This is a genomic window from Corallococcus aberystwythensis (assembly GCF_003612165.1).
Taxonomy (GTDB): Bacteria; Myxococcota; Myxococcia; order Myxococcales; family Myxococcaceae; genus Corallococcus; species Corallococcus aberystwythensis.
Map to the genome: position 1 here is coordinate 1 of NZ_RAWK01000313.1, position 10,654 is coordinate 10,654.

Sequence of the window (10,654 nt, forward strand, 5' to 3'; positions counted from 1 at the left end):
GGCGTCGGCAGCGTCAGATATGTAAAAGAGACAGCCCATGGCCTTCACCCTCCCGCGTCCCCGGCATCCGCTGGCAGCAGCCCCTGGCTCGGGGGCACGAGGACGGTCTGGACTCCGCCATCCGGCAGCATCACGCCTCGCAGGTCGTCATCCGCGTCCACGCCGTCGACGACGCGCCGGAGGATGCGGCCATCCGGGCGGAGGGCGTACTTCGCGCTGGAGTCGAGCGCCGGGAATCGCCGTCCACACGCCGCGGGGTTCTCCTCCACGTAGACAAAGAGGAGGCCGTCCTGACGGAGGACCGTGTACGTGTAGGACTCCGGCCGACTGTCACAGGACGCCGCCGCGCTCCCCAGCGGGAACAGGTCGCGCGAGACGAGGGTCAACGCGCGCAGGGTTTCGCCATCGAGGACGACCGGCGCACCCGCCTGGATGACGCCCGCATCGGATGCGACCGGGAAACGGACGGTCCGGTCTTCAAGCACTGGCGCAGACAGAGGCTCGGGCCTGCGGGCACAGCCCAACAGACCCAGCACCAACGCGACCGTCCTCACAGACATGATCCGTCCTCGCATACGGCCTTCCTACAGCGCATCCAGCCGATAGGTGCGCTCATCAAGCCAGGTGACGGTGCCATGGGACTCCTGCTTCCACCGGCCGCCAGTGTGCGTCCAGAGCATCATCTCCCGGGTGGCGGGAACGTACTGGTAGAAGCCATCGCACGTGGGCGCGCTCGCGTCTCGCGACCGCGAGAAGAACGCGACGATGGAGAGACGGACGCGGCCCTCCCGGGTCAGGACCTCCCAGTCGTGGACGGTGGCCATCGACTCGATGAAGCGCAGGTCCCGGGCGGAGAGGCGCGTTCCGAACGGATGATTGTGCAGCGCGAAGATCTGCTTGAGGGTGCCGGGCGCGTAGCGGGAGTCATCCACGAACGGAGGCAACGAACAGCTCCGCAGCCCACGCACCGCGTCTCCGGGACGGGATGAATCCGACAGCATGCTCATCTCGTATCGTCCGTCGGGCGTGACGTAGAGCCAGGCGCAGTACTCCGTCGCCATGCGGAGGGCGACCTCGGGCTGAGACTCCTGGAGGGCGACCACGGACGCGTTCGGCTTGGACAGGATGAGCGGACAGGCGGCGGACAACGCATCCGCGGAGAGGTCGAAAGGACCGAAGTTCTTCAGGGGTCCGGGGATGTGCTCCAACGATGCGCCAGGACCGGGTCGCCAGACCCCTTCCACCTCCTGCGGAGCCGAGCAACCCGCCAGCAGGCCCAGACCGGCGACAACGCCCCGCGCAGACCAGCAATAACGGCCAAGCATGGATTCCAGCAAAGCACGCCGAGAATGCATGGCCCACCCCGGAGTTCGCTTGACCTGCAAGCAGAAAAGCAACCGCTCGGACCACGCGGCTGGCGACTGTTCACTTCAGGAGGCGGGCTGGGGCCCCCGGGTTTAACGAAAGCAGGATCCCCCCTACCCTGCCCCGTCCGCCACCGGCCCGGTTCCCGTGATCCAAACGACGCCTGCCATCGACACCCTGCGGGAGCGGTATCTGGCCGCGCAGCTTTCCGGAAACCGCCAGGAGGCCCTGCGCTTGCTCGTGGACGAGGGCCTGCTGTGCGGCGTGCCCCTCCAGGAGCTGCACCTGGAGGTCATCCAGGCCGCGCAATACGAAATCGGCCGGCTCTGGCAGGAGAACACCATCTCCGTGGCCCAGGAACACCTGGCCACCGCCATCTCCCAGTACGTCCTGGCCCACCTCTACCGCCACCTGCCCCGCGACCCGTCCAACGGCAAGGTCGTGATGATGGCGTGCGTGGAGGGCGAGCTGCACGAAGTGGGCGCACGCATGGCCAGCGACTTCCTGGAGATGGCCGGCTTCGACGTGCGCTTCCTCGGCGCCAACGTGCCCGCGGACCACCTGGCCCGCATGGTGCGCGAGACGCCGCCCAACCTGCTGGCCCTCTCCGTCACCATGCCCTTCCACATGCCCCAGGTCCGCGAGGCCGTGCGCAAGGCGCGCGAGGTGTCCCCCTCCCTCCCCATCGCCGTGGGCGGGCTCGCCTTCGACTGGGGGCCGGTCCTCGAGGAGGAGCTGGCCGTGACCTTCTTCGGCAAGAGCGTCCGTGAGCTGGTCTCCGCCGCCTGCCGCACCCTCGGAGTCTGACGCCATGCCGAACGTGAGCCTCCAGGTGGAAGCGCGGACCGCGTCCCTCGCTTCCAATTCTGTTCAAGCTTTGTACGAGGATCCCTTCTGGGCCGCGCGCTACGGCATCCAGCGCGCCCGCCGCTTCGGGGACGAGGACGCCGTCTTCCACGTCCGCTACCTCGTCCAGGCGCTGGATGCGTCGCGCCCCGCCATCCTGGAGGACTACGCACGCTGGCTGCGCACGCTGCTCGTCACGCGCGGCATGTGCTCGCTGCACCTGGATCAGCACTTCGAGGGGCTCGCCCGTGCCCTCCAGGCGGAGGGCTTCGGCCCGGACTCGCTGCCCTACACCTACGTCCAGGCTGCCCGCCAGGCACTGCGCTACAAAGAAGGCCCCGCCCACGACCTGGAAGAGGACGCCGCCGCCATCATCAGCGCGGTCGTCCGGCGGCTGGAGGCCCCCTTGCCGCCCGGAAGCCGCCCCCGCCTGGAACAAGAGGTGCGCCTCCAGTTGTCCTATCTCTCGGACGCGCTTGCCCTCGACCGCGCGGACCTGTGGGACGCCCACGTCCAGTGGTACGCGGGCTTCTGGTCCCAACGGGGACTGGCGCCCTTGAACCTTCTCCAATGCCTGGACGCGCTGAAGGCCATTCTGGGGACAGGTCCCCCGGAGGCGCGAACGTTGCTCGCACGAACGCCTGTTTCGTGGGAGGAGACGCACTCATGATGCAAGAGGATGACCGCGCCTTCGGGATCTTCGAATCCCTCAGCCGCGAGCTGGCGTTGGCCTGCGATGCGGAAGGCACGGTCGTCTGGCGCGATGAGCGCGCCGCACGCCTGCTGGGAATCAAGCCCGGGCAGACATTGAAGAGCCTGGCCAGTCACGGCAGTGAGAGCAAGGTGGAGAAGCTGCTCGTGCAGGCGCGCGACGAGGCCGTGGACAGCTGGGAGCTCATCCTCCAGCGCGACCACAAGCCCGCGACGTTCGCCTTCCGCGCCCGGCCGCATGAGGGCGGCATCGCCCTGGTGGGCAGCTTGGTGCCGGAGGACTACGGCTCCGCGCTCACCCAGGTGAGCACCACGCTGGGCGAGCTGTCCGCGCTCCACCGCGAGACGGAGCGCCAGCAGCACGAGCTCAAGCGCCGCGCGGAGGAGCTGACCCGGCTCAACCGCGAGCTGGAGGAGTCCAACAAGGGCGTGCGCAGCCTGCACGCCGCCCTGGACGAGAAGGCGGAGAGCCTCCAGCGCGCGTCGGAGATCAAGAGCCGCGTGGTGGCCAACGTGAGCCACGAGTTCCGCACGCCGCTGCACTCCATCCTCGGGCTGTCCAAGGTGCTGCTCAACCCGCTCAACGGCAGCCTCCACCCGGAGCAGGAGAAGCAGGTCCAGTTCATCCGTGGCTCGGCGGAGTCCCTCTTCGAGCTGGTCAACGACCTGCTGGACCTGTCCAAGGTGGAGTCCGGCAAGACGACGCTGCGCCACAGCCGCTTCGTCGCGTCCGACTTCATCAGCGCGCTGCGCGGCATGACGCGGCCCCTGCTGCCGCCGGACTCGCCGGTGGCGCTCAACTTCGAGAGCCCCGAGGAGCCGCTGGAGCTGGAGACGGACGAGGCCAAGCTCAGCCAGGTGGTGCGCAACCTGGTCTCCAACGCGGTGAAGTTCACCGAGTCCGGCTCCGTCACGGTGACCGTGGCCCCGGGCCCGCGCGACACGGTGATGTTCACCGTGAAGGACACGGGCATCGGCATCGCGCCGGAGAACCATGAGCGCGTCTTCGAGGAGTTCATCCAGGTGGACAGCCACCTGCAGCGGCAGGTGAAGGGCACCGGCCTGGGCCTGCCGCTGGCGCGCAAGCTGGCGGAGGTGCTGGGCGGCTCGCTCACCGTGAAGAGCGCGATGGGACAGGGCGCCACCTTCACCATGACCCTGCCGCGCGTGCACCCGGAGGTCTCGGAGATGACGGGGCTCGCCAGGCGCAGCGAGACGCTGGACCCCTCGCGCGCGCCGGTGCTGGTGCTGGAGGACGACCGTCAGACGCTCTTCCTCTACGAGAAGTACCTGGCGCGCTCCGGCTTCCAGGTGCTGCCCGTGCGCAGCGTGGAGGAGGCGCGCAAGGTGATGCAGCGCGTGCGCCCCGCCGCCATGGTGCTGGACGTGATGCTGGAGGGCGAGACGAGCTGGAACTTCCTCGCGGAGATGAAGAACGGCGAGCAGACGCGCGACATCCCCGTGCTCGTCGTCACCGTGACGGACCGCGAGCAGAAGGCGCGCGCCCTGGGCGCGGACGAGTTCTGGCTCAAGCCCGTGGACGAGGCGCGCCTGACGAAGAAGCTGGCGGCCATGGCACGCACCGGGCTGGTGGAGCGGCTGCTCATCATCGACGACGACGACGTGCACCGCTACCTGCTCAAGCAATTGCTCAAGGACACGTCCTACCAGCTGCTGGAGGCCTCCAACGGCCGCGAGGGTGTCCGCATCGCCCGTGAGCAGGCGCCACACCTCATCTTCCTGGACTTCGTGCTGCCGGACATCACCGCCTTCGACGTGCTGGATGAACTGAAGGCGGACCCCCGCACGCGCGAAATCCCCATCATCCTGCACACCTCCCACCAGCTGCAGGAGTCGGAGCGCCAGCGGCTGGCGCGCGAGACCTCCGCCATCCTGGCCAAGCACACGCTCAGCCGGGAAGTGGCCATCACCCGCATCCGCGACGCGCTGTCCAAGGCGGGACTGGGGAACCGGGAGCTGCGCGAGGTGAACCCCCGTGGCTGAGCAACCGCATCTGGCAACGGTCCTCAACGTCAACGACGACGAGGCCAACCGCTACCTGGTCAACCGCATCCTGGAGATGTCCGGCTACCACGTGCTGGAGGCGGCCACCGGCCTGGCGGCGCTCCTCATGGCGGAGGAGCACCGCCCGGACGTCATCGTCCTGGACGTGAAGCTGCCGGACATCAGCGGCTATGAGGTCTGCGCGCGCTTGAGGGCCAACGCGGCCACGGCCGCCATCGCGGTGATGCACACGTCCGCGACGTTCGTCACGCCGGACAAGAAGGTGCAGGGCCTGGAGGGCGGCGCGGACGCGTACCTCACCCAGCCCTACGAGCCGTCGGAGCTCATCGCCACGGTGCGCTCGCTGTTGCGCCTGCGCCACGCGGAGCAGCAGGCCCGGCTGCGCACGGATCAGCTCATCGAGATGGACCGGCGCAAGGACGAGTTCCTGGCCATGCTGGCCCACGAGCTGCGCAACCCGCTGGCCGCCATCATGACGTCCATTGGCATCCTGGAGCGCAGGACGTCCACGGACACCAAGGAAGCGCGGATGCACGGCATCATCCAGCGCCAGACGAACCACCTGGCGCGGCTGGTGGATGACCTGCTGGACGTCAGCCGCATCACCCGGGGCAAGGTGGAGCTGCGCACGGAGCCGGTGAGCCTGACGGACTCCCTCCAGCAGGTGCTCTCCATCCTGCGTCCCCGCGTGGAGGGGCGCGGCCTGAAGCTGGAGGTCCACCTGCCGCGCGCGCCGCTGTGGCTGGAGGGCGACGCCACGCGCCTGGAGCAGATCTTCACCAACCTGGTGGACAACGCGGCCAAGTACACCGACCAGGGCACCGTCACCGTGGACCTGTCCCAGGAGGGCGTGGACGGCAGCGCGCAGGCGGTGCTGCGGGTGAAGGACACCGGCATCGGCATCCCGCCGGAGAAGCTGCCCGCCATGTTCGAGCTGTTCGCCCAGGCGGACACGTCCCTGGAGCGCTCGCGCGGGGGCCTGGGCATTGGCCTCACCCTGGTGCGCACGCTGGTGCGGATGCACGGTGGCACCGTGGAGGCCACCAGCGGCGGCCTGGGCCAGGGCAGCGAGTTCCTGGTGCGGCTGCCCCTGCTGCCCCCGGACCGCGTCCCCAAGACGGTGGGGACGAACCTCCTGGACTCACGGCGCACGCGGCGCATCCTCCTGGTGGAGGACAACTCGGACGCGCGTCAGTCCATGCGCGACCTGCTGGAGCTGTGGGGCCACCAGGTCACCGTGGCGCAGAACGGCGTGCAGGGCGTGGAGCTGGCCCTGGAGCACGCGCCGGAGCTGGCGCTGGTGGACATTGGCCTGCCGGGGCTGGACGGCTTCCAGGTGGCCAAGGCGCTGCGTGCGCGCGTGGGAGAGAAGCTGCGGCTGGTGGCGCTCAGCGGCTACGGCGATCCGGATGCCTACCAGCAGTCCCTGAAGGCCGGGTTCGACGTGCACCTCACCAAGCCGGTGCGGCCCGCCGACCTGGATCGCGTCCTGTCGAACCTCTGAGGGGGTTCGCGCGCGGTCCCGGTCCGTCGAAAGCGGAGGTGGGTGGCTACCGCCGCGTCAGCGCGTTGGCCACCAGGCCCAGCAGCTTCACCTGGGCGGGGTCCAGCTGGCGCACGCTGCGCAGCAGCCGGCGCACTTCCGGACGCTCCGGCGTGGGCGGAGGGGCTTCGCTGGCGCGAGACGGCGGCGCACCCTGCGCCGCGAGTCCCAGCAGCTCGTCCGCGGAGACGTGCAGCTCGTGGCACAGCTTCAGCAGGGTCTGGACGCTGGGGAGCATGCCGCCGCGCTCAAGGCGGCCGTACACTTCCGTGGCCACGTCGATTCGCTCGGCGACGTCGGCCTGCGTAAGCTCCATGCGGCCCCGGGCGACCCGTGCCGATGCGCCGATGGTGGTTGCGAGTTTCTTGTCCATGCCTTTGCTTGCCGACCCGAAACGTTTGGCCGACGGCATAGGACGTATAGAGGCAGACAGACAGAACTTGCCGGGTCAGCCTCCCATTGTTCACCCATAGGGTCGCTGCGCACGAGGTGGACTTTCGGAGTCCGGGCAACCCCGACACCCATGCCACTTCTGAGACGGAGCGCCCTCTGGAAACGGCCTCCGCGGCGTGCATCCCCGCATGTTTCCCGGCTTGTCAGGAGGTGACCCATCACGTTGGAGCCGCCGTTTCCTACGGTCTTCGGGCGTCCTGCCGCCACTGCCGCCCTTCAGGGTTGGCTCATGTTTTACGTCTCACCCGCCGGGGCCCTACCGTGACGCCACGGTGCTCAGCTCCACCGTGCCCAGGGCGCGCGCCAGCTCCGCGCGGGAGGTGGCCAGGTCGTACGTCGCCTGCACCTGCTGGGCGGCCGCGTTGGTGAAGGCCACCTGCGCGTCGCTGACCTCGATGATGTTGCCCACGCCCGCGCGGTAGCGCCCCTCGGCCAGCCGCAGCCGCTCGCGGGCGTTCAGCTGGGCATCGTCCGCGGCGGTGAGCGCCTCGCGCGTGGCCACCACGTTGAGCCGGGCCTGCTCCACCTGCAGCCGCACCTGCTGCCGGAGCGCGTCCTTCTGCGCCTGGAGGTCGCGCAGGTTGGCGTTGGCCTCGCGCGTCTGCGCGTTGACGAGCCCGCCCTGGAACAGCGCCCAGCTCAGCTGCACGCCGCCCTGCGCGCTCAGCGTGGCGCCATTGAACGGGTTCGCTCCCACGTCGGACAGGTTGCCCGTGGCGCTCAAGGAGGGCAGGTGGCCAGCCTTCGTCACCTTCACCTGCGACTCCTGCGCGGCAATCTGCCGCTCCCGCGCGGCGACGTCCGGCCGGGCCTCCAGCGCGCGCTTCACCAGCGCGTCCAGCACCTCGTCCTCGCCCGCGATGGCCGCCACCGTCACGTCCTGCACGGTGTAGTCCGTGGACGTCTCCACGCCCATGGCCTGGTTGAGCTGCGCCTTCGCGGTGGCGTACGCGTTCTGCGCGCGGATGAGCGCCACCTGCGCGTTGGCCTTCGCGGTGCGCTGCTGGAGCAGGTCGATTTCCGGCCGCGAGCCCACCTGCACGGACGCGTTCACCTGGTTGAGCCGCGCCTCCTCGCTCTGGAGCGTCTCGCGCGCCACGCCCAGCAGGGCCTTCTGCGTGAGGACGTTGAAGTACGCGGAGCGCACGTCGCGCAGCGCGTCCTGGAGCACCTGCTGCTGCGAGTTCTCCTGCGCGCCCGCGCTCTCCTTCGACGCGTTGTAGCGCCCGGACGTCTTGCCGAAGTCGTAGATGAGCTGGTTGGCGGCGATGCTGCCGCTGAAGCGCCGCGTGGAGTTGGACACCACGCCGGTGTCGCTGCCCGGCACGTTCTGGATGACGGCCCGGTTGCTGGTGCCCAGCGTGTAGCCGGCGTTGGCGCTCACCTGCGGCAGGAAGCTGGAGAAGGACTGATCCACCCGGGCGTACGCCGCGTCGGTGCTCGCCTGGGCCGAGCGCAGCGACGGCTGGTGCTCACGCGCCGCGGTCTCCGCCTCCGCCAGGGTGATGACGCGCCCCTCGGAGGAGGCGGACGCGGCCAGGGACTGCTGCACCGCGGGGGGCGTGACCGGCGCCTGCCGCGAGGCGGCCGGGGCCGTCTGGGCCCCCGCGGCCATGGGCAGGACGCACAACGAAAGCGTCAACGGAAGCGCGCGCATCACTCGTACCTCAGTGCATCAATGGGATCCAACAGGCTCGCCTTGCGCGCCGGATACAGACCGAAGACGACCCCAACCAGGCCACTGAACCCGATGGCCAGCAGCGCGACGTCAGGACGGACCAGCATGGGCCAGCCGAACTGCGCGGCGAGCAGCTTCGCCACGCCCAGGCCCACGGCCGCGCCGATGATTCCGCCCAGCACCGCCAGCGTCAGCGCCTCGATGAGGAACTGCGCCAGGATGTCGCGCGGCCGGGCGCCCACCGCCACGCGCACGCCAATCTCGCGCGTCCGCTCGGTGACGCTCACCAGCATGATGTTCATGATGCCGATGCCGCCCACCACCAGCGACACCGCCGCGATGGCCGCGAGCAGCAGGCTCAACGTCTCCGTGCTCTGCTGCTGGCCGCTGGCCACCTCCGCCAGGTTGCGCACGTCGAAGTCGTTCGCGTCGTCCTCGCCCAGCCGGTGGCGCTCGCGCAGGAGGTTCGTCAGGTCCGCCTGGGCCTTGGCCGTGAGGTCCGCGCTCGCCGCCTGCACGAACACCGCGCCGGTGATGTACGCGCCCAGGCTCTGCGCCTGCACCTGCCGCTTGAACGTGACGGCCGGGACGAACACCGTGTTGTCGAAGTCCTGGCCCACGGGCGACTGGCCCTTGGGCGCCGTCACGCCCATCACGGTGAAGGGCGTCTTGTTGATGCGGATGACCTGCCCCACGGGGTTGAAGCCCTTGCCGTAGAGGTTGTCCACCACCGTCTGGCCCAGCACCGCCACCTTCGCGCCCGCCTCGTTGTCCGCGTCCGTGAAGTGCGCGCCCTTGGCGATGATCCAGCTGCGCACGGTGAAGTAGTCCGTCGTCGTGCCGATGATGCTGGTGTTCCAGTTCTGGTCCTCGCTGAACACCTGCGCGTTGGAGCGCATCTCCGGCGCCGCGCCGCGCACGCTGGGCAGCTGCGTGCGCACGGCCTCCAGGTCGTCCCAGGTGATGGTGGGCTGGCTGCCAAAGCCGCCTCGCGCGCCACCGGACTTGGACGAACCCGGCAGGATGATGAGCAGGTTGGTGCCCATGGAGTCGAAGACCTTCTGCACGCTGGCCTTCGCGCCGTCGCCAATGGCCACCATGGCGATGACCGCGCCCACGCCGATGATGATGCCCAGCGCGGTGAGCACCGAGCGCGTCTTGCTGCGCAGCAGCGCCCTGAGCGCCAGGACGAGCGTTTCCAGGATGTTCATGTCCCCACCTCCTCGGCGGGCACCACCGCCGCGTTCGGCGTCTGGCGTCTGTCGTTCACGATGCGCCCGTCCTTCACCACCACGGTGCGCTGGGTGTACTCGGCCACGTCCGGTTCGTGCGTCACCAGCACCAGCGTCATGCCTTCCTTCTGAAGCTGCTGGAACAGCGCCATCACCTCCACCGTGGTGCGCGAGTCCAGGTTGCCCGTGGGCTCGTCCGCGAGGATGACGCGAGGCCGTCCCACCAGCGCCCGCGCGATGGCCACGCGCTGCTGCTGACCGCCGGAGAGCTGCTTCGGGTGGTGGTCCAGCCGGGCCCCCAGCCCCACGCGCTCCAGCGCCTCCTTCGCCCGCGCACGCCGCTCCTTGGAGGGCACGCCCGCGTACAGCATGGGCAGCTCCACGTTCTCCAGCGCGGTGGTGCGCGCCAGCAGGTTGAAGCTCTGGAAGACGAAGCCCAGGGTGCGGTTGCGCACGCGGGCCAGGCCGTCGCGGTCCAGGCGGGCCACCTCACGGCCGTTGAGCAGGTACTCGCCGGAGGTGGGCCGGTCCAGGCAGCCCAGGATGTTCATCAGCGTGGACTTGCCCGAACCGCTGGAGCCCATGATGGAGACGAACTCCCCGGGCTCCACCGTGAAGTCCACGCCCCGCAGGGCCCGCACCTCCACGTCGCCGGACTTGTACACCTTCGCCACGTTCTTGAGCTGGATGACGGGGGGTGCCCGCTTCGTGTCCGCGTCCATCTGTCTGCCTCTGTCCCTTCCCCTGCCCGAGATGCTGGTGTGACGAAAGTGATGGGAACGGGTGCGGCTAGAACCCGCC

Annotated in this window: 10 protein-coding genes; 4 read left to right on the top strand and 6 right to left on the bottom strand. The window is 69.4% G+C overall.

Annotated features, from left to right (window positions below; translation table 11 throughout):
• Nucleotides 1-44 precede the first annotated feature (44 nt).
• Nucleotides 45-560: a hypothetical protein gene (locus D7W81_RS35495; RefSeq protein WP_120559814.1), complete on the bottom strand. Its 516-nt coding sequence runs from the start codon at nucleotides 558-560 to the stop codon at nucleotides 45-47.
• Nucleotides 561-584: 24 nt separating this feature from the next.
• Nucleotides 585-1,325 carry a hypothetical protein gene (locus D7W81_RS35500; protein ID WP_244227666.1) on the bottom strand — a complete coding sequence of 247 codons (741 nt, stop codon included), beginning with the start codon at nucleotides 1,323-1,325 and terminating at the stop codon, nucleotides 585-587.
• A 187-nt stretch (nucleotides 1,326-1,512) separates the two neighbouring features.
• On the opposite strand from D7W81_RS35500, the gene D7W81_RS35505 reads away from it, so the two are divergent.
• The 4 genes from D7W81_RS35505 to D7W81_RS35520 are packed head-to-tail and all read left to right on the top strand — an operon-like array spanning nucleotide 1,513 to nucleotide 6,451.
• Nucleotides 1,513-2,172: a cobalamin B12-binding domain-containing protein gene (locus tag D7W81_RS35505; protein WP_120559815.1), complete on the top strand. Its 660-nt coding sequence runs from the start codon at nucleotides 1,513-1,515 to the stop codon at nucleotides 2,170-2,172.
• Nucleotides 2,173-2,176: 4 nt separating this feature from the next.
• Nucleotides 2,177-2,881, top strand: coding sequence for a hypothetical protein (locus D7W81_RS35510; protein WP_120559816.1), 705 nt, complete (start codon nucleotides 2,177-2,179; stop codon nucleotides 2,879-2,881).
• Nucleotides 2,878-4,926 (top strand): hybrid sensor histidine kinase/response regulator, encoded by a 2,049-nt coding sequence (locus D7W81_RS35515; protein WP_208721585.1) that lies wholly within the window; start codon nucleotides 2,878-2,880, stop codon nucleotides 4,924-4,926. The genes D7W81_RS35510 and D7W81_RS35515 overlap by 4 nt, the downstream gene beginning before the upstream one ends.
• Nucleotides 4,919-6,451, top strand: coding sequence for an ATP-binding response regulator (locus tag D7W81_RS35520; RefSeq protein WP_120559817.1), 1,533 nt, complete (start codon nucleotides 4,919-4,921; stop codon nucleotides 6,449-6,451). The genes D7W81_RS35515 and D7W81_RS35520 overlap by 8 nt, the downstream gene beginning before the upstream one ends.
• A 46-nt stretch (nucleotides 6,452-6,497) precedes the next feature.
• On the opposite strand, the gene D7W81_RS35525 is transcribed toward D7W81_RS35520, so the two are convergent.
• From D7W81_RS35525 to D7W81_RS35540, 4 genes are all read right to left on the bottom strand, one after another.
• Nucleotides 6,498-6,863, bottom strand: coding sequence for a helix-turn-helix transcriptional regulator (locus tag D7W81_RS35525; RefSeq protein WP_120559818.1), 366 nt, complete (start codon nucleotides 6,861-6,863; stop codon nucleotides 6,498-6,500).
• A 336-nt stretch (nucleotides 6,864-7,199) separates the two neighbouring features.
• Nucleotides 7,200-8,600: a TolC family protein gene (locus tag D7W81_RS35530; RefSeq protein ID WP_120559819.1), complete on the bottom strand. Its 1,401-nt coding sequence runs from the start codon at nucleotides 8,598-8,600 to the stop codon at nucleotides 7,200-7,202.
• A complete protein-coding gene (locus D7W81_RS35535; protein WP_120559820.1) occupies nucleotides 8,600-9,832 on the bottom strand; it encodes an ABC transporter permease in 1,233 nt (410 codons plus the stop codon). The genes D7W81_RS35530 and D7W81_RS35535 overlap by 1 nt, the downstream gene beginning before the upstream one ends.
• On the bottom strand, nucleotides 9,829-10,575 hold the full coding sequence (locus D7W81_RS35540) for an ABC transporter ATP-binding protein (protein ID WP_120559821.1): 747 nt from the start codon (nucleotides 10,573-10,575) through the stop codon (nucleotides 9,829-9,831). Before D7W81_RS35540 ends, D7W81_RS35535 begins: the two co-directional genes overlap by 4 nt.
• Nucleotides 10,576-10,654: the final 79 nt, after the last annotated feature.

Coding starts and splice junctions, on each gene's coding strand:
- D7W81_RS35495 (WP_120559814.1), bottom strand. CDS start 560: ATGTCTGTGAGGACGGTCGCGTTGGTGCTGGGTCTGTTGGGCTGTGCC.
- D7W81_RS35500 (WP_244227666.1), bottom strand. CDS start 1,325: ATGCTTGGCCGTTATTGCTGGTCTGCGCGGGGCGTTGTCGCCGGTCTG.
- D7W81_RS35510 (WP_120559816.1), top strand. CDS start 2,177: ATGCCGAACGTGAGCCTCCAGGTGGAAGCGCGGACCGCGTCCCTCGCT.
- D7W81_RS35515 (WP_208721585.1), top strand. CDS start 2,878: ATGATGCAAGAGGATGACCGCGCCTTCGGGATCTTCGAATCCCTCAGC.
- D7W81_RS35525 (WP_120559818.1), bottom strand. CDS start 6,863: ATGGACAAGAAACTCGCAACCACCATCGGCGCATCGGCACGGGTCGCC.
- D7W81_RS35530 (WP_120559819.1), bottom strand. CDS start 8,600: ATGCGCGCGCTTCCGTTGACGCTTTCGTTGTGCGTCCTGCCCATGGCC.
- D7W81_RS35535 (WP_120559820.1), bottom strand. CDS start 9,832: ATGAACATCCTGGAAACGCTCGTCCTGGCGCTCAGGGCGCTGCTGCGC.
- D7W81_RS35540 (WP_120559821.1), bottom strand. CDS start 10,575: ATGGACGCGGACACGAAGCGGGCACCCCCCGTCATCCAGCTCAAGAAC.